The organism is Caulobacter sp. RHG1, assembly GCF_013181195.1.
Taxonomy (GTDB): Bacteria; Pseudomonadota; Alphaproteobacteria; order Caulobacterales; family Caulobacteraceae; genus Caulobacter.
The window spans coordinates 253,649-270,400 of record NZ_SMZP01000008.1; the positions used below are offsets into that span (position 1 = coordinate 253,649).

At 69.9% G+C, this 16,752-nt stretch carries 17 protein-coding genes; 9 read left to right on the top strand and 8 right to left on the bottom strand.

What is annotated here, in order from left to right:
- Positions 1-86: 86 nt before the first annotated feature.
- The gene (gene pgsA, locus E1H18_RS21535; protein ID WP_172272520.1) at positions 87-704 is read right to left on the bottom strand and encodes a CDP-diacylglycerol--glycerol-3-phosphate 3-phosphatidyltransferase; all 618 of its coding nucleotides are present in this window, start codon (positions 702-704) and stop codon (positions 87-89) included.
- 163 nt (positions 705-867) lie between these two features.
- Between pgsA and E1H18_RS21540 the strand changes: the two genes are divergently transcribed.
- The gene (locus E1H18_RS21540) at positions 868-2,526 is read left to right on the top strand and encodes a sensor histidine kinase (protein WP_172272523.1); all 1,659 of its coding nucleotides are present in this window, start codon (positions 868-870) and stop codon (positions 2,524-2,526) included.
- Positions 2,527-2,597: 71 nt separating this feature from the next.
- Complete coding sequence (locus E1H18_RS21545) at positions 2,598-3,194, top strand: NAD(P)H-dependent oxidoreductase (protein ID WP_172272526.1); 597 nt, start codon at positions 2,598-2,600, stop codon at positions 3,192-3,194.
- A gap of 132 nt (positions 3,195-3,326) precedes the next feature.
- On the opposite strand, the gene E1H18_RS21550 is transcribed toward E1H18_RS21545, so the two are convergent.
- Complete coding sequence (locus E1H18_RS21550; RefSeq protein WP_172272529.1) at positions 3,327-4,091, bottom strand: MOSC domain-containing protein; 765 nt, start codon at positions 4,089-4,091, stop codon at positions 3,327-3,329.
- A 93-nt stretch (positions 4,092-4,184) separates the two neighbouring features.
- Here E1H18_RS21550 and E1H18_RS21555 point away from each other — a divergent pair, with 93 nt between their 5' ends.
- On the top strand, positions 4,185-5,405 hold the full coding sequence (locus E1H18_RS21555) for a YihY/virulence factor BrkB family protein (RefSeq protein ID WP_172272532.1): 1,221 nt from the start codon (positions 4,185-4,187) through the stop codon (positions 5,403-5,405).
- A gap of 154 nt (positions 5,406-5,559) precedes the next feature.
- The gene (locus E1H18_RS21560) at positions 5,560-6,087 is read left to right on the top strand and encodes a GNAT family N-acetyltransferase (protein ID WP_172272535.1); all 528 of its coding nucleotides are present in this window, start codon (positions 5,560-5,562) and stop codon (positions 6,085-6,087) included.
- Between the two features lie 150 nt (positions 6,088-6,237).
- On the opposite strand, the gene E1H18_RS21565 is transcribed toward E1H18_RS21560, so the two are convergent.
- On the bottom strand, positions 6,238-7,620 hold the full coding sequence (locus E1H18_RS21565; RefSeq protein WP_370526567.1) for a PLP-dependent aminotransferase family protein: 1,383 nt from the start codon (positions 7,618-7,620) through the stop codon (positions 6,238-6,240).
- 107 nt (positions 7,621-7,727) lie between these two features.
- On the opposite strand from E1H18_RS21565, the gene E1H18_RS21570 reads away from it, so the two are divergent.
- The 3 genes from E1H18_RS21570 to E1H18_RS21580 all read left to right on the top strand — a co-directional run bounded on the left by E1H18_RS21570 (position 7,728) and on the right by E1H18_RS21580 (position 9,933).
- The gene (locus E1H18_RS21570; RefSeq protein ID WP_172272541.1) at positions 7,728-8,393 is read left to right on the top strand and encodes a LysE family translocator; all 666 of its coding nucleotides are present in this window, start codon (positions 7,728-7,730) and stop codon (positions 8,391-8,393) included.
- A gap of 165 nt (positions 8,394-8,558) precedes the next feature.
- On the top strand, positions 8,559-9,032 hold the full coding sequence (locus tag E1H18_RS21575; protein WP_172272544.1) for a molybdopterin-dependent oxidoreductase: 474 nt from the start codon (positions 8,559-8,561) through the stop codon (positions 9,030-9,032).
- A gap of 61 nt (positions 9,033-9,093) precedes the next feature.
- Complete coding sequence (locus E1H18_RS21580) at positions 9,094-9,933, top strand: alpha/beta hydrolase (RefSeq protein WP_172272547.1); 840 nt, start codon at positions 9,094-9,096, stop codon at positions 9,931-9,933.
- Between the two features lie 114 nt (positions 9,934-10,047).
- Here the strand turns inward: E1H18_RS21580 and E1H18_RS21585 are convergent, their stop codons facing one another.
- Positions 10,048-10,575, bottom strand: coding sequence for a DUF1993 family protein (locus tag E1H18_RS21585; RefSeq protein WP_172272550.1), 528 nt, complete (start codon positions 10,573-10,575; stop codon positions 10,048-10,050).
- A 154-nt stretch (positions 10,576-10,729) separates the two neighbouring features.
- Between E1H18_RS21585 and prfA the strand changes: the two genes are divergently transcribed.
- Together prfA and E1H18_RS21595 are read left to right on the top strand one after the other, a co-directional pair.
- Positions 10,730-11,800 (top strand): peptide chain release factor 1, encoded by a 1,071-nt coding sequence (prfA, locus tag E1H18_RS21590; protein ID WP_172272553.1) that lies wholly within the window; start codon positions 10,730-10,732, stop codon positions 11,798-11,800.
- Positions 11,800-12,564 (top strand): pseudouridine synthase, encoded by a 765-nt coding sequence (locus E1H18_RS21595; RefSeq protein WP_172272556.1) that lies wholly within the window; start codon positions 11,800-11,802, stop codon positions 12,562-12,564. The genes prfA and E1H18_RS21595 overlap by 1 nt, the downstream gene beginning before the upstream one ends.
- 146 nt (positions 12,565-12,710) lie before the next feature.
- On the opposite strand, the gene E1H18_RS21600 is transcribed toward E1H18_RS21595, so the two are convergent.
- From E1H18_RS21600 to E1H18_RS21615, 4 genes are all read right to left on the bottom strand, one after another.
- Positions 12,711-13,157 carry a MaoC family dehydratase gene (locus E1H18_RS21600; RefSeq protein ID WP_172272559.1) on the bottom strand — a complete coding sequence of 149 codons (447 nt, stop codon included), beginning with the start codon at positions 13,155-13,157 and terminating at the stop codon, positions 12,711-12,713.
- 9 nt (positions 13,158-13,166) lie between these two features.
- A complete protein-coding gene (locus E1H18_RS21605) occupies positions 13,167-14,267 on the bottom strand; it encodes a glycosyltransferase family 87 protein (protein WP_172272562.1) in 1,101 nt (366 codons plus the stop codon).
- Positions 14,268-14,308: 41 nt separating this feature from the next.
- Positions 14,309-15,448: a flavodoxin-dependent (E)-4-hydroxy-3-methylbut-2-enyl-diphosphate synthase gene (ispG, locus tag E1H18_RS21610; protein WP_172272565.1), complete on the bottom strand. Its 1,140-nt coding sequence runs from the start codon at positions 15,446-15,448 to the stop codon at positions 14,309-14,311.
- A gap of 168 nt (positions 15,449-15,616) precedes the next feature.
- A complete protein-coding gene (locus tag E1H18_RS21615; RefSeq protein WP_172272568.1) occupies positions 15,617-16,687 on the bottom strand; it encodes a RodZ family helix-turn-helix domain-containing protein in 1,071 nt (356 codons plus the stop codon).
- Positions 16,688-16,752 lie beyond the last annotated feature (65 nt).

Here is a 16,752-nt window from a genome sequence, read left to right on the forward strand (position 1 = left end):
GGAGAGGAACTTCATCCTCCCCCGTGCAACGGGGGAGGTGGATCGCTGCGGATACGCGGCGAGACGGAGGGGGCGCTAAGCCGCTCCTAGTTCAGCGCCTTGCGCGCCGCTTCCCAGTATTGCGCCCCGGTCACCAGGGTCACCAGCGTCGCCAGCCACAGCAGGCTGTGGGCCACGATCGTGAAGCCGCCCATCACGCTCGGCTCCGGCGACAGGCCGAAGGCGCCCCACGAGGCCAGGATCATCTCGGCGCCGATCGCGACCAGCTGCAGGGTGGTCTTCCACTTGGCCAGCAGGGTCACCGGCAGCTTGACGCCCTTGCCCGCGCCGACTTCGCGCAGGGCGCTGACGGTGAATTCGCGGAACAGGATCAGGCCGGCCGGCAGCACGACCATGGCGTTGGGGCCCAGGGCCATCAGGCCCAGCAGGGCGCCGCAGACCAGGATCTTGTCGCCGATCGGGTCCAGGATCGCGCCCCAGACGCTGACCGCATCCAGCTTGCGGGCCAGCCAGCCGTCGAAGAAGTCGGTCACCGCCGCCACCACGAAGGCGTAGAACGCCCAGCGCTCCAGCCGCAGCTGGCTTTCGGCCGTCAGCTGATCGCTGAGAAACGGCACAGCGCCGGCCGCCGCGGCCAGGGCCACGAACATGAACAGCGCCATCACGAGGCGCGAGCTGGTCAGGATGTTGGGCAGGGCTTTCATGGTTCCCTCATAACGCACAATTGCGCGAAGAGGCCATGGCTCAGCCTGCGGTGTCAGCGTTAACCGAGATAGCGGATTTTACTGACGCGCAGGGCGAGCGCCTTCGCTATACAGACGGTGAGGGGGCGATGCGACGCCCTCGTGGTCGCGGGCGTACGCGGGAATGACACGGCAGGGATCGGGACGCGGTCGCTTCAGCTCGGTGCGCAGCCGGCTCGTGCTGCTGACCGTCAGCCTGCTGGCCCCCGCCCTGCTGGCCATGGGCTTCCTGCTGGTCAGCGCCGATCGCGAATCCCGCAGCCAGCTCTACCAGCAGCTGGTCACCACCGCCCGGGCGCTGTCGGGCGCCGTCGACCGCCAGGCCGCCGTCGGCATCTCGGTGGCCGAGACCCTGGCCACCGACCAGGCCCTGATCAATGGCGACTGGGCCGCCTTCCACGCCCGCGCCCAGCGCGTCGCCCAGCGGCGGCCGGGCTGGATCGTGGTCTCCGACATCAGCGGCAAGCAGATCCTCAACACGCTGAAGCCCTACGGCCAGCCCCTGCCCACCGTGCCGCGCGCCAACGAGCTGACCACCGCCCTGCTGGCCGGCCGCAGCAAGATCTCCGACCTGCGCGAGGGCAAGGTCACCGGCCGGCCGGTGATCACCGTGGCCACGCCGATCCAGGTCAAGGGCCAGCCCTACGTCCTGTCCTATGTGGTCGAGTCCAGCTCGTTCACCTCGGTGTTCCGCCAGCAGCGCGTGCCCGAGACCTGGATCGCCACCGTCATCGACAACAACCGCCGGGTCGTCGCCCGCTCGCGGCTGAACGAGAAGTTCACCGGCAAGCCGACCACCCGCGACATGGCCCGCAACCTGGACCACTCCACCGAGGGCGTCAGCAAGAGCACCTCGCTGGACGGCGTGCCGACCATGGTGGCCTACACCCGCTCGCCCCAGACCGGCTGGACCATGGTGGTGGCCGTGCCCCGCGCCGAGCTGGCCCGCACGATCAACCGCTCGGTGATCACCGGGGCCGGGGTCTTCGTGCTGCTGCTGGGCATGGGCCTGGCGCTGTCCCTGGCCTATGCCCGCCGGATCAATGGCGAGATGCGCCAGCTGATCCTGGACGCCGACGCCATCGGCCGCGCCGAGAGTCTGCCGCCCGCCGACCCCGACACCCTGGACGAGATCGCCGCCGTCCACGCCGCCCTGCGCACCGCCTCCCAGGAGCTGAAGATCCGCGAGGAGCGCCAGGGGGTGATGATCAACGAACTGAACCACCGGGTGAAGAACACCCTGGCCACGGTCCAGGCCCTGGCCCGTCAGACCTTCTCCAAGACAAAAGACGCGCCGGTCGAGGTGTTCACCGACCGCCTGATCGCCCTGTCCGCCGCCCACGACCTGCTGACCCGCAGCGGCTGGCGCGAGGCCGACATGGGCCAGTTGGTCGAGGCCAGCCTGGGCGCCTATGCCGACCGGGTCGACGGCTCCGGCCCCGCCGTCGCCCTGGCCCCGCACACCGCCGTGGGCCTCTCGATGGTGTTCCACGAACTGGCCACCAACAGCGCCAAGTACGGCGCGCTGTCGGTCCCCGCCGGCCGGGTCTCGGTCACCTGGCGCCTGGACGAGGACAGCGGCGACCTGGCCTTCGCCTGGCGCGACACCGGCGGCCCGCCGGTCACTCCGCCGGCCTCGCAGGGTTTCGGCACGCGCCTGATCGAGAGCTCGATCCGCCGCGAGCAGAAAGGCAGCGCCCGCTTCGACTTCCAGCCCGACGGCCTGGTGTTCGAGGCGACCCTGCCGCTGCCCAAGACGGTGCGGTGGAGCAATACGTTCTGAGGGCCTGACCCAGATCAAGGCGGCGGCCGCTGAAGGGCGCGATGACGGCGGGGTTCTCAAGGAGCCCGACCATGCGGATCGCCCTCATCCTCGCCCATCCCTCGCCGCTGAGCTTCGGCGTGACCCTGGCCGGCGACTGCGCCGAGGTGCTGCGCGCGGCCGGCGTCGAGGTCGTGGTGCGCGATCTCTATCGGATGGGCTTTGATCCCTGCCTGGCGGCCGAGGAGTTGCCGGGCGCAAAAGGACCGCGCGCCGATGTCGTCGCCGAGCGGGCGATGCTGGCCGAGGTCGACGGCTATCTGCTGGTCTATCCGCTGTGGTTCAACGCCCCGCCGGCCATGCTCAAGGGCTATGTCGACCGGGTGCTGAGCGGCGGCTTCGGTTTTGCGCCCACCGCCCACGGGGCCGATCCGCTGCTGGTCGGCAAGACCTTGATCAGCGTCACTACCTCGGGCGCGCCGGACGCGCACCTGGACAGGACCGGCGCGCTGAACATGCTGACCCGGTCGTTCGACCTGCACCTGTGCGGCATGACCGGCCTGCGCTTCGTCGACCACCAGCACATCGGCGGCGTGGGTCCCGACATGAGCGAGGCCTATGCGGAAGACCGCCGCGGCCAGGTGCGGGCGATGCTGGCGCGGGAGGTGTTGGGCGCGGAAGCGGACTGAGCGCCCCCTCCGTCACGCGGCTTCGCCGCGCGCCACCTCCCCCGTTTCACGGGTGAGGAGGGAAACAACTCATCCTCCCTCGCCTGCGGGGGAGGTGGATCGGCGCGGATACGCGACGAGACGGAGGGGGCGCTAGGCCGCCAAACCCACCACGTCGCCCTCCGCCACCGCCCCGCCCTGCGTCACGTTCAGGTAGATCCCGCAGAACATGTGGCCGTAGTTGTCGAACAAGGCCTTCACCAGATCCACGTCGCGCTGCGCCGTCGTCGGGTCGACGTGGGTGGCGGCGCAGCGGACGATGGGTTTCAGCACCTCCGCCACCGCGCTGCCGACCTGCAACGCCCGGCCGGTCCAGTCGTTCTCGGCCCAGGCCGGCCAGCCGTCGACATAGAGGTTGGCGCGGAAGCGCAAGGGGTCCAGGTCCATGCCGACCTTGGCCGACAGGTCGCGCACGCTGGCCAGGTTGACGATCGAGACATAGCCCGAGCGGCTGTCCATGAAGCGATAGGCGCCCGGCCCATCGATCACCTTCAGCGGACCGCGGATGTCGCCCTCCAGCAGCGCCGAGAGCCAGGCCTCCAGCCCCGCACGGCCGCCCGCCGAGGCCAGGTCGCCGGCGAAGTCGGGCTGGCCCTCGGCCCGGGCGGTGAAGATCCCCGTCGCCTCGTCATAGGCGGTGCGGGCCCTGGCCACGGCCGGGATCTTGGCCAGCACCGTGAACTTCATCTTCGAGATGTGGGCGGGCTCTTGCGACTTGAAGCCGCTGGGGCCGTCCTCGACCGCGAACAGCCGATCGCAGGGGAAACAGGCGCCGGCCTCCAGGCTGGCGCTGGCCAGGCGCTCGGGCGTGAACCCCTTGACGGGGTGGCGATAGAGCGAGGCGATCCGGGCGTTCATGACCTGCGAAAATCGGGGACGACTCGCCCCCTGGCAAGGCTTGGTTGGAACTGAGACTCCCGCCCGGGGTTTTGCTGCTCTGGAGGGCGTTTCATGACCGACGCTTCGCCGCGTCCGATCCTCAAGTGGTTGAAGTCGCGTCCGTATCACCTGACGCCGTGGATCGTGCTGCTGGCGGCCGCGCCGTTCGCGTTCCCGAAGAAGCCAGCAGCGCCCGACGAGACCCTGATCGAGGCCCCGCCGGGCCTGTCGGAAGACCGCGCCATGCCGCCGGACCAGTTCGACGAGGCCGAACCGCGCCGGGGCCGCGCCGCTCGCCTGCCCCACCACATCCCGCTGCTGGGCTGGCGCGACATCGTCTGGCGCACCTGGCGTGAGATCGGCGTCGACCGCCTGCCGGCCGTGGCCGGGGGCGTGACCTTCTACACCCTGCTGGCCCTGTTCCCGGCCATCGGCGCCTTCGTGTCGCTGTACGGCCTGTTCGCCGACGTGCGCACGGTCGAGCAGCAGCTGCGCGAGATGTCGGGCATCTTCCCCACCAGCGTCGTCCAGATCGTCGGCGAGCAGATGCTGCGTCTGGCCAGCCAGGAGCAGGCCAAGCTGGGGGTGGCCTTCGGGGTGTCCCTGCTGCTGTCGATCTGGAGCGCCAACGCCAGCATGCGGGCGCTCTTCGACGGGCTGAACATCGCCTATGACGAAGAGGAAAAGCGCGGCCTCGTCCGCAAGACCCTGCTCTCCTACGCCTTCACCTTCTGCGCCCTGCTGTATGCGGCGGCGTCCTCGGCCCTGCTGATCGTCACGCCGTTCCTGCTGGAGGCCGCGCGTCTGTCGGCCCTGGACGCCTTCTGGGCCCCGATCCGCTGGCTGATCGTGCTCTTCATCACCGCCTTCGCCTTCGCCGTGCTGTACCGGTTCGGACCGAGCCGATCGCGGCCGCGCTGGCGCTGGGTGCTGATCGGGGCGGTGACGGCGGCGGCCGGGTGGCTGCTGGGCTCGCTGGGCTTCTCGGTCTACGTCAACACCATCGCCCACTACGACGCCACCTACGGCCCGCTGGGGGCGGTGATCGCCTTCATGGTCTGGGTGTGGTTCTCGATCATGGCCATCCTGGTCGGGGCCGAGCTGAACGCCGAGATCGAGCACCAGACCGCCGTCGACTCGACCACCGGCCCCGAGCAACCGATGGGCTCGCGCGGCGCGGCCATGGCCGACACGGTGGGGTTGGCCTTCCATCCCTGGGAGATGATCAAGCGCGAGGCGGGAATGGTGAAGCGGGTGACCGGCGGGGTGTGGAACAAGGTGCGGCGGAAGTAGATCCTCCCCCGCGATGCGGGGGAGGTGGCCCAGAGGGCCGGAGGGGGCGAGCTCGGCCAACATCCAGTTAGCCCCCTCAGTCGCTCCGCGACAGCTCCCCCGCATCGCGGGGGAGCATCTTTTCCGGCGCCCCCGCCTGACGTAGACCTTGGCCATGACCCATCTCGCCCCCTACGCCGACCACGACCTCGCCGACCTCGCCGACCTGGTGAACTCGGCCTATCGCGGCGAGCTGGCCACCCAAGGCTGGACGCATGAGAGCTACCTCCTCGGCGGCCAGCGGACCGACGAGGCGTCCCTGCGCGCCGACCTCGCCGCCAAGCCGGGCGCGACGATCCTGGTGCTGCGCGACGCGCCCGACGCCAAGCCACACGCCTGCGTCTGGGTCGAGCCTGCGGGCGGGAACGCCTGGTACGTCGGCATGGTCACCGTCTCGCCCCTGCGCCAGGCCGGCGGTATCGGCCGCATCATGCTGGACGCCGCCGAGGCCCACGCCCGCGAACGCGGCGGCGCGTCGATGCAGATGACCGTGATCTCGGTCCGCGACACCCTGATCGCTTGGTACGAACGCCGCGGCTACGCCCTGACCGGCGAGACCCAGCCGTTTCCGTACGACGACGAGCGGTTCGGCGAGCCGCAGCGGGACGACCTGGCGTTCGTGGTGATGCGGAAGGCGTTGTAGCCCTTCACACTCCCAAACCCTCACCGTCATCCCGCGCTTTATGCGCGGGACCCATGGTTCAGCTTCTACGTGAGAGCGTGAGCTTGCACTTCACTGGCGGCGGACAGATGGGTCCCGCGCATAAAGCGCGGGATGACGGGTTTGGGGTTCTCAGATCACCGCCCGCGAGCGTTCCGACACTTCGCTCGACAGCGCCCCGGCCACGATTTCCAGGCCTCGCCGCAGCGTCACGCGGTCCTCGGTCGAGCCCAGGCAGATGCGGACGCCATTCTCCAGGCCCGGCTCGACGATCGGGGCGCCGGGCGGGGTGACCTCGGCGCCGCCGCGCAACGCGCGGCCGGCCAAGCGCTCGGCCTCCAGCTCGCTCATCGGCAGCCAGACGTGGGGCGAGGCCTCCGAGCGGGCCGGCTCCATGGCCGGGCCCAGGAGCTCGCGGGCCATGGCCAGGCGCGCGGCGCCCTCCTCGAGGGCCTCGGCCAGGATGATGTCGGCGGTGCCGTCCTCGATCCACTGGGTGGCGATCAGCCCGCCGAAGGCCGGCGGGGCGTAGGCCATGACCTGGACTCCGGCCAGCACGCGCTCGAAGCCGGCCGCGTCGGGGGCGACAAGAAAGCCGGCGCGCAGGCCCGGCGCCAGGGTCTTGGACACGCCCGAGACGTGGAAGGTGCGCTCGGGCGCCAGCATGGCGAACGGCGGCGGGGCGTCCTTCACATAGGCGCCGTAGATGTCGTCCTCGACGATCGTCAGGCCGTGTTTGCGGGCGATCTCGACGATGGCCTCGCGGCGGGCGCGGCTCATGATCCGGCCGGTGGGGTTCTGCAGGGTCGGCAGCACGGCCAGGACCCGCGCGCCGGTGGCGGCGATGGCGGCCTCCAGGGCGTCGGGGCGCAGGCCCTCCTCGTCCATGGCCAGACCCCGCATGCGCCAGCCGCGGTGGGCCGCCAGGGCCTTCAGCCCATGATAGGTCACCGCCTCGGTCAGCAGCACGTCGCCCGGCGACAGCACCGTGCCCAGGGCCAGGGCAAGGCCCTGCTGGGCGCCGGCGCAGCAGACCAGCCGCCGCCAGTCCACCGCCGCATAGCTACTGGTGCGAGCCAGCCACGCCGCCCCCGCTCGCCGCTGGGCCTCGTGCCCGGCCATCGGCGAATAGCCCAGGTGCTCCAGCAGGTCGGGACGCTTGCGCAAGCGCGCCAGAGCCTCGGACAGCCGCGAGGCGGCCGGGGCCGACGGCGAGATGTTCTGGGCCAGATTGATCGGCCCTTCCCGTTCGGCGAAGCGGTGCGAGGCGGGCGCGTTGACGAAGCTGCCCCGGCCGACATGGGCGCTGACCAGCCCGGCCTTCTCGGCCTCGACATAGGCCCGTGTCACGGTGCCCAGCCCGACGCCCAGCCGATAGGCCAGATCCCGCTGCGGTGGCAGGCGCGTCCCGGTCGCCAGAGCGCCGCCGGCGATATCGGCGCGCAGCACCGACAGCAGCCGCTCGTACAGCGGCGCCGCGCCGTCGGGAATGACCGGGGTCCAGGCCTGCGCCACGGATGTCTCCTTTATTGTCACCATATCAATATGCCGTTTGACTCACGATACAATGAAAATCAACACAATGACACCTCGGCCCAACCTCTGGAGACAATGAGGCTGCAATGACTCCCGACCTGCTGCTGGCTTTCGTCCTGTTCTGCTTCGCCACCGCCGGCACGCCCGGCCCCAACAACATGCTGCTGCTGGCGTCGGGCGCGAACTTCGGCCTGCGCCGCACGCTCTGGCACATCGCCGGGATCAGCTGCGGCCTGGCGATCATGGTGCTGGCGATGGGCTTCGGGCTGGGCGGGGTGTTCCGCGCCTATCCGGTGCTGCACGAGATCCTGCGTTGGGTCGGGGCGGCCTACATGCTGTGGCTGGCCTGGAAGATCGGCGGCTCTCGCTCTGTCAGCGACCGCGACCTGGCCAAGCCCATGACCTTCCTGCAAGCCGCGGCGTTCCAGTGGGTCAACCCGAAGGCCTGGGCCATGGCGCTGGGCGCGGTGACGACCTATGCGCCGGAAGGCAGCGGCTGGACCATCGTGCCGCTGCTGGCCGGGACCTTCATGCTGGTCGGCGCGCCGTGCAGCGCCGCCTGGGCGGGCTTCGGCCAAGGCCTGCGGCCGTTCCTGGACAAGCCGGCGGTGCTGCGGGCGTTCAATGTCACCATGGCCGTGCTGCTGGTGGTGTCGCTGTATCCGCTGGTGGTGGATCACAAGGCCAGGCCGGTGAGCCTGGAGGCGCTGGCCGATGTGCCGGCGCCGCCGACGATGCGGTCGCACGGGTAGGCCCAAGAGCGCCCCCTCCGGCCCTTCGGGCCACCTCCCCCGTTTCACGGGGGAGGAGAACACTCTTCCTCACCCGCATCGCGGGGGAGGTGGCCCGGTGCGGATACGCACCGTGACGGAGGGGGCGCTTAGCGCTTAGGATCGCGTCCTCACGAGGACCTCCCCATGCGCCTGCTGCTCGCCGCCTTCGCCGCTCTTGCCCTGCACGGCGCCGCCCTCGCCCAGGACCTCAAGGTCACCGTCGCGGGCCGCGACACCGTCACCCTGACGCCCAAGGACCTCGCCGCCCTGCCCCGCGCCAAGGCGACGATCACCGTCAAAGGCGCGGCCGTGACCTATGAGGGCGTCCGCCTCGACGCCGTGCTGGCCCAGGCCGGCGTCGTGCATGGCGAGCGGCTGATGGGTCGCTATCTGAACCAGGTGGTGATCGCCCGCGCCGCCGACGGCTTTTTCAGCCTGCTGTCGCTGGCCGAGACCGATCCGGTCTATCGCGCCAATCCGGTCGTGGTCGCCGACACCGTCAACGGCCACAAACTGGACGACCGCGAAGGCCCCTATCGCCTCGTGGTCGACGGCGATCTGCGTCCTTCGCGGGCGCCGCGCCAGGTGGTATCGATCGAGGTGAAGCCGGCCTTCTGAGGGCGCTGGACAACCGGCGCGAACTTCGGAATTTTCCCGCCAAACGATTGTGGGGCTTTCCGTGACCAAGCTTATCCTGAACCGCCGCGGCCTGTTGGCCTGGGCTTTTGCCTTTGCCGCTGCGCCCGCTCTGGCGCGCATCTCAGCAACCTCGACCACCACCATCCAGGTCGCCGACCGCGACGTCGAGCTGACGGTCATCCGTCCCGACGCTGCGAAGGGCGTCGTCATCTTCTCGCACGGTGCGGGCGGCTGGCCGACGCACTACCAGACGCTGCTCGACCTGTGGGCCGCCGCCGGCTTCATGATCGTCGCGCCGCTGCACGTCGACTCGATGAAGCACCCCAAGCGCGACCAGTACAATCTGCAGAGCGCCTTCCCGGCCCGCCTGGCCGACCTGGCCGCCGCCACGACCTGGGCCGCCAAGGCCGCGCCGGGTCTGCCGATGGCCTCGGCCGGGCATTCGTACGGCTCGCTGATGTCGATGATCCGCGCCGGCGCCTTCCAGGGCATGATCCCGGCCCAGGACCCGACCACCAAGGCGGCCCTTTGCTTCTCCAGCCCCGGCGTCATCAAGGGCCTGGTGGGTCCGACCTCCTACCAGGGCCTGACCAAGCCGATGATGATGATCACCGGCGACCAGGACGTCGTGCCGGGCCTCGTGCCCGACTGGCATGAGCACCTCTACCCGTTCGACACCAGCCCCGCCGGCCAGAAGTACCTGTGGCAGGGCAAGGGCGTGAACCACGGCCTGGCCTACCACCCCGAAGTCCCCGCCTTCGCCGAGGCGGCGGCGCTGTCTGTGGCGTTCCTGAAGGCCAAGGTGCTGGGCGATGCGGCGGCCGAGGCGACGCTGGCCAAGCAGGGGTCGACGGAGTTTGCGGAGTGGAAGACCCGGTAGGCTCAGCACTGGCCCCCACCTGACCGCTGCGCGGTCGTCCGCCCCCGGAGGGGGCAGACGGCGCGTTCCGTCTTCCCCCTCCGGGGGAGGAGCGCCGCAGGCGCGGAGGGGGCCTTAAGCCGCCCGCACCCGCTCAGCCCCCAAATTCAGGAAGTCCCGCTTGCCCAGCGGCACGCCCTGGCTGCGCAGGATGTCGTAGGCCGTCACGACGTGGAACTGGAAGTTCGGCAGGGCGAACTCCAGCAGGTAGTCGGTCCCTGTGAAGCCCAGGGTCAGCGGCCCGGCGCCGAACACCACCTCACGGGTCTCCGCCCCCTCGAAGGCGTCGGCCGGCACGCTCTCGACATAGGCCAGGGTGCGGGCCACGCGGTCCTGCAGCTGGGCGAAGGTCGCCTCGTCGTCGGCCATGCCGGGCGCGGTCGTTCCCGTCAGACGCGCGAACACACCGCGGGCGCTGTCGGAGGCGCGCTGGATCTGGCCGGCCAGCGGCAGCATGTCGTCATAGAGCCGCGCCTGGACATAGGCGTCGGGGTCGGTCCCGGTCGCCTCCGCATGGGACTTGGCCTTGTCCAGCAGCAGGGACAGGGTTTTGAGACCGCGCGTGATCGCGGTCGCCGTGACGTGATGGATCGAGAGGGACATGGCCGCTTCCTCCTGGAGCTGGGCTACGGCCTAGCTAAGCGCCCTCAAGTCAGTTTTCAATCACTACTGATGACGATAACCGTCAGCAGGGTGCATTCCGTTCGGAAAAGGCCTAGAGAGACCGACCCATTCTTTCAGCCTAGCGACCACACCCTTGCGACTGCCCCAGGCCCGCCTCGACCAGGTTCTCGACCGCTTCCGCGAAGTGGAGGCGCGCATGGGCGCGGCCACCGACGGCACCGAGATCGTCAAGCTCTCCAAGGAGCACGCCGAGCTGCGCCCGGTTGCTGAAGCGGTGGAGCGGCTGGCCAAGCTGTCGGCCGAGCGCGCCGAGCTGGACATCATGGCGGCCGATCCCGAGATGGCCGACATGGTCAAGGACGAGATCGTCGCCCTGGACGAGCAACTGCCGATCCTCGAGCGCGACCTGGCCCTGATGCTGGCCCCCAAGGACAAGGACGAGAACGCCTCGGCCATCCTGGAAGTGCGCGCCGGCACCGGCGGCGACGAGGCGGCTCTGTTCGCCGGCGACCTCTTCCGCATGTACCAGCGCTACGCCCAGCTGCAGGGCTGGCGGGTCGAGATCGACAGCATCTCGGAAGGCGAGATGGGCGGCTTCAAGGAAATCGTCGCCTCGATCACCGGCGACGGCGTGTTCGGTCGGCTGAAGTTCGAGAGCGGCGTCCACCGCGTGCAGCGCGTGCCGGCCACCGAGGCGCAGGGCCGCATCCACACCTCGGCCGCCACCGTCGCGGTGCTGCCCGAGGCCGAGGACGTCGAGATCGAGATCAAGGAAAGCGACCTGCGGATCGACACCTACCGCTCGTCGGGCGCTGGCGGTCAGCACGTCAACAAGACCGACTCGGCCGTGCGCATCACTCACTTGCCGACCGGCGTGGTCGTGACCTCCTCGGAAAAGTCGCAGCACCAGAACCGCGCCCGGGCGATGAAGAACCTGAAGGCCCGCCTGTACGACATGCAGCGCGAGGCCCTGGACACCGCTCGCGCCGACGCCCGCAAGAGCCAGGTCGGCAGCGGCGACCGTTCGGAGCGCATCCGCACCTACAACTTCCCGCAAGGCCGGGTCACCGACCACCGCATCAACCTGACGCTTTACAACCTGTCGCGGGTGATCGAGGGCGACAATCTGGACGACGTGATCAATCCGCTGATCGCCGAGGATCAGGCCGAGCGCCTGGCCAGTCTGGAAGAGAGCTTCGGCTGATGGCCTGGACCTGCACCTACGACGAGGACGAGCCCCAGCGGGTCAACAAGTGGCTGGCCCAGAGCGGCGTCTGCTCGCGCCGCGAGGCCGAGGCCCTGATCGCGGGCGGCCTGGTCTCGATCGACGGCGAGGTCGTGGAAGACGTCGGCCGCAAGATCCTGCCTGGCCAGACCCTGGTCCTGGCCGACCAGGCGACCGCCAAGCTCGACTCCACCTTCACCTACATGATCCACAAGCCGGTCGGCGTGGTGTCGGCCCAGCCCGACCCCGGCCAGGTCCCGGCCGCGCGCCTGCTGACGCGTCAGAACATCTGGGGCGGCGTGCCCGCGCCGATCCCGCAGTCGGGCGACCTGCTGCCGCCGATCGGCCGCCTGGACAAGGACTCGCGCGGCCTGCTGCTGCTGTCGCAGGACGGCGTGGTGGCCAAGGCCGTGATCGGCCCGCAGTCGGACCTCGAGAAGGAATACCGCGTCGCCGTCATGGGCGAGCTGACCGAAGAGAAGATCGAGCTGCTGCGTTTCGGCCTCGAACTCGACGGCCGCGAACTGCGCCCCGCCGAGGTCGACGTAATCTCCGACCAGCGCCTGCGCATCGTGCTGCGCGAAGGCCGCAACCGCCAGATCCGCCGCATGTGCGAGCTGGTCGACCTGAAGGTCGTCGACCTGTTCCGCGTCCGCATCGGCCCGCTGACCCTGGGCGAAATGCCCGAGGGTCGCTGGCGTCCGCTGACCCCGGAAGAGCGCGCGGCGCTGGTGGCGGGCTGACAGCCCACTTCCGCTTCCCCGGCGAAAGCCGGGGCCCAGGTTCATCTGGGGCGGCTTGGGGTGATCCGAGACGCAGCCGGTCAGTCCGTCAGGCGCCTTGGATTCGATCTGGGCCCCGGCTTTCGCCGGGGAAACGGATCAAAAGCTCAGATCTTCTTGCGCCGCCGCGGCACGCGCACGACCGCTTCGCCATCCATGATCAGGTCTTCGCCGACATAGCCGGCGCAGCGCAGGGTGACGCGGGCGCTCTCGGCGTCGATCTCGGAGACGGTGACGCGAGCGGTGACGACGTCGCCGATGCGGACCGGCCGGTGGAAGGCCAGGGTCTGGGACAGGTAGATCGCGCCGGCGCCCGGCAGGATGGTGCCGACCACGGCCGAGCCGAACGAGGCCGACAGCAGGCCGTGGGCGATGCGGCCGCGATAGGCGGTCTTGGACGCGAAGGCCTCGTCCATGTGCACGGGGTTGAAGTCGTCCGAGGCCTCGGCGAACTGGCCGATGCGCTCTTCGGTGACGGTGACGTGCTTTTCCGCCGTCATGCCGACGGACAGTTCTTCGAGAATATAGCCGCCGGAGGGGTGACGTTCGATCATCCCCCGGCGTTAGCGGTCACGGGCCGTCCTGGCCAGGGAAATGTGACGAAAGCCCGTCCCCACGAACGGCAGCGCCAACGCCGCCAGCAGGGCCAGGGCGCCCGTCATGCCATTCATCGCATAGAGGGCGGCGAGGCCGGCATAGGCCATCCAGAGGCGCTCGTCGGTGCGGGCCAGATAGGCCGCAACCGCCGGGGCCAGCAGGGCCAGCTCGTAGTTCATGGCGTAGGGCGACAGCAGCAAGGCCCCGCCCAGCAGGCCGATCAGGCGATCGGGCCAGGATGCGTCCTGGCGGAAGGCCTTCCAGACGCCCCAGACGGCCAGCGGCGCCAGCAGCCAGGCCCACGCGCCGTTCAGGCCGTGGGCGACCAGCCAGGCGTGCGGCGTGATCATGTCGTCGAGCAGACCGCGATCGGCCATCACCACGGCCGAGAAGCGCGAGACGGCAGCCAGCCAGTCCAGCCAGGCCTGGACGCCGAACAGCCCCGCCGACAGCCCGCACAGGACCAGGGCGGCGACGCCCGTCGCCAGGATGGTCAGCCAGGCGCTCTGGGCGGCCAGGGCCAGCGGCAGCAGCACCAGGACCTGCGGCTTGATCACGCCCGCGATGGCGAAGCACAGGCCGGCGATCCAGGGCCGGTCGCGCAGGCTCAGACCCAGCAGGACGAGGCCGGCGATCAGCAGGGTGACCTGACCGCAGAAGACGGCGAACGGGACCATCGGCAGCACGACCAGCCACCACGGCGCGCCGATCCGGCGGGCGCCGGCCAGCAGCGTCGCCAGGCTGATCAGCATCAAGGCTGCGTAGGCTGCCACGAACGGCAGGCGAGCCAACGGCGCCAGCAACAAGAGGGCGGACGGCGGATTGACGTAGGGCCGCAGCACCTCGGGCGGCAGGCTCAGGCCCTGCAGGGCGGTGACATGCGCGAAGTCGTAGATCCGACCCGGCTCGGTCAACGCCACGCGCCCACCGGCCCACAGCGCCAGGAAGTCCAGCCCGGCCGGCTGCGCGCCTAGGTCATGGACCAGCGACAGACCGCTCACGGCCGCCAGCGCCGCCAGCAGCACGATCAGCAGGGTTCTGTAGTTCGGCTGGCCGGCCTGGGTCATGCCCCGACGATCGCAGGGGCGGCTGTGCAAATCGCTAACGGCTACTCGGCCGCCAGGGCTTTCGCCGCTTCGGCCGCTTTCAGTTCCTCGGCCTTCTTCTCGACCAGCTCGACGATGTGATCGATCATGCCTTCGTTGGACTGTTTATGGTCGGGCTTGCCGGCCATGTAGACCATGCCCGCCCCGGCCCCGCCGCCGGTGAAGCCGATGTCGGTCATCAGCGCCTCGCCCGGACCGTTGACGACGCAGCCGATGATCGACAGCGACATCGGCTGGGCGATGTGGGCCAGACGCTCCTCCAGGGCCTCGACGGTCTTGATGACGTTGAAGCCCTGACGCGCGCACGACGGACAGGCGATGATGTTGACGCCGCGGTGGCGCAGGCCCAGCGACTTCAGGATGTCGAAGCCGACCTTGATCTCCTCGACGGGATCGGCGGCCAGCGACACCCGGATGGTGTCGCCGATGCCGGCCCACAGCATCGAGCCGATGCCGATCGAGGACTTCACCGTGCCCGTGCGCTGAGCGCCGGCCTCGGTGACGCCCAGATGCAGCGGGCAGTCGATGGCCTCGGCCAGCTGGTAATAGGCCGCCACGGTCATGAACGGATCGGACGCCTTCACCGAGATCTTGAACTCGTGGAAGTCGTGGTCCTGCAGGATGCGGGCGTGGTTCAGGGCGCTCTCGACCATCGCGTCCGGGCACGGCTCGCCGTACTTCTCCAGCAGCTCGCGCTCCAGCGAGCCGGCGTTGACGCCGATGCGCATCGAGCACCCGTGGTCGCGGGCGGCCTGGATGACGTCGCGGACGCGATCGGGCGAACCGATATTCCCCGGATTGATCCGCAGGCAGGCCGCGCCGGCCTGGGCCGCCTCGATGCCGCGCTTGTAGTGGAAGTGGATGTCGGCCACGAGCGGGACCTTGGCCTCGCGGGCGATGGTCTTGAAGGCGGCCGTCGAGTCGGTGTCGGGGCAGCTGACCCGCACGATGTCGGCGCCGGCCTCTTCCAGCTGGCGGATCTGGTTCAGCGTCGCGTTGGCGTCGCTGGTCAGGGTGTTGGTCATCGACTGGACGGTGATCGGCGCATCGCCGCCCACCTCGACATTGCCGACGCGGATCTTGCGCGACGGGCGGCGCGTAATCATGCGCCAGGGACGGACGTGCGTGTGGTCTGCGGCCATGGCGCTAATCTAGAGGGTCTGAGGCGGAAACTGAAGGGTCCCGATACCCTACAAATACCGCTCATCCCCGCGAAAGCGGGGACCCAAGCCGAGTCAGCAGACCGATCGCAGGCCGCGCCGGTTCTGAAAGCCAGCTTGGGTCCCCGCTTTCGCGGGGATGAGCGGTGATTATTGGGGAGCCGGAGCCTTCGGCGCCGCCGGGACCAGCTTGCCCAACGCGGTCGAATTAGTCTGCAGGCGGCCCGTCAGCACGCCGTTGGCGTAGACGTCGAACACCGCCGGATCCGAGACGTCGGCCGTCAGGCCGGGCGTGCGCGGAACGCGATAGGCTTCGCCGGCCGCCAGGGCGCGGGCGAAATAGACCTGGCCGTCGCCGCGGACCACCAGGGTGGCGCCCCTGCGAGCCTGCAGGACGACGCCCGAGCTGTCGGCTGGCGCCGCGCCCAGGATCGCGCCCTTGGGCTTGAAGACCGACCCCAAGGCGATCTGCTTGGACGGATCGACGATACCGGCGCGGGCCTCGGCCTCGGCGCGGGCCTTGGCGGCGATCTTGGCGGCGTCGACCGAACCGCCATTGGCGGCGGCGTCGTCCAGGCCAGGAGTCTTGTAGGGCTCGGGCGTGGTGCTCTCGACCGGGGCCGGCAGCGGCGCGCCCAGCGAGACCGAACCATCGCCGGCATTGGCGCCGGCGTTGCTGGCCTGCGGCGTCGCGGCGGCGGAGGTCGTGGTGGAGGTGACGACCGACTGGGCCACCTGCGCGGGCGGCTCTTCCTTGGTGATCGCGCGCTGGGCGACGTTCCACAGCAGGATGGCGCCCACGACCAGCAGGCCGCCGGCCAGGATCAAGGCCAGGCGCGGGTCGCGCTCGCGGCGCACGCCGATCGGGGCGCGCAGCTCGACGCCGTCATCGGGCGCATCGTCCTTGAAGCGCGACACGGCCGCATCGCCGTCCAGGCCCAGCAGGCCGGCATAGGCGCGGACATAGCCGATGGTGAACGGGCGCGACGGCAGGTCTTCGAGGCGCATGTCCTCGAGGGCTTCGATGTAGCCCTGGCGGATGCGGGTGGCGTCGGCGACGTCCTGGGTCGTCAGGCCGCGGAACTCGCGCGCCCCCTTCAGGGCCAGGCCGATGTCCGCGCCGTCGGTCAACGACGGTTGCGACGCGGCGATCGGCGTATCGTCGACATCGGCGTCCGTGACGAGATGCAAACGCCTGACGTTGCCCGTATCCAGCGGCATGACAGCTAAACGGCCCCCAACCAACGGCACACGCTGAGCGGGCGCCGCAATCCCCCTGCCTCCGT

Excerpts from the sequence above, each read along its gene's own strand:
- pgsA (WP_172272520.1), bottom strand. The coding sequence starts at position 704 with ATGAAAGCCCTGCCCAACATCCTGACCAGCTCGCGCCTCGTGATGGCG.
- E1H18_RS21540 (WP_172272523.1), top strand. The coding sequence starts at position 868 with ATGACACGGCAGGGATCGGGACGCGGTCGCTTCAGCTCGGTGCGCAGC.
- E1H18_RS21545 (WP_172272526.1), top strand. The coding sequence starts at position 2,598 with ATGCGGATCGCCCTCATCCTCGCCCATCCCTCGCCGCTGAGCTTCGGC.
- E1H18_RS21550 (WP_172272529.1), bottom strand. The coding sequence starts at position 4,091 with ATGAACGCCCGGATCGCCTCGCTCTATCGCCACCCCGTCAAGGGGTTC.
- E1H18_RS21555 (WP_172272532.1), top strand. The coding sequence starts at position 4,185 with ATGACCGACGCTTCGCCGCGTCCGATCCTCAAGTGGTTGAAGTCGCGT.
- E1H18_RS21560 (WP_172272535.1), top strand. The coding sequence starts at position 5,560 with ATGACCCATCTCGCCCCCTACGCCGACCACGACCTCGCCGACCTCGCC.
- E1H18_RS21570 (WP_172272541.1), top strand. The coding sequence starts at position 7,728 with ATGACTCCCGACCTGCTGCTGGCTTTCGTCCTGTTCTGCTTCGCCACC.
- E1H18_RS21575 (WP_172272544.1), top strand. The coding sequence starts at position 8,559 with ATGCGCCTGCTGCTCGCCGCCTTCGCCGCTCTTGCCCTGCACGGCGCC.
- E1H18_RS21585 (WP_172272550.1), bottom strand. The coding sequence starts at position 10,575 with ATGTCCCTCTCGATCCATCACGTCACGGCGACCGCGATCACGCGCGGT.
- E1H18_RS21595 (WP_172272556.1), top strand. The coding sequence starts at position 11,800 with ATGGCCTGGACCTGCACCTACGACGAGGACGAGCCCCAGCGGGTCAAC.
- E1H18_RS21600 (WP_172272559.1), bottom strand. The coding sequence starts at position 13,157 with ATGATCGAACGTCACCCCTCCGGCGGCTATATTCTCGAAGAACTGTCC.
- E1H18_RS21605 (WP_172272562.1), bottom strand. The coding sequence starts at position 14,267 with ATGACCCAGGCCGGCCAGCCGAACTACAGAACCCTGCTGATCGTGCTG.
- ispG (WP_172272565.1), bottom strand. The coding sequence starts at position 15,448 with ATGGCCGCAGACCACACGCACGTCCGTCCCTGGCGCATGATTACGCGC.
- E1H18_RS21615 (WP_172272568.1), bottom strand. The coding sequence starts at position 16,687 with ATGCCGCTGGATACGGGCAACGTCAGGCGTTTGCATCTCGTCACGGAC.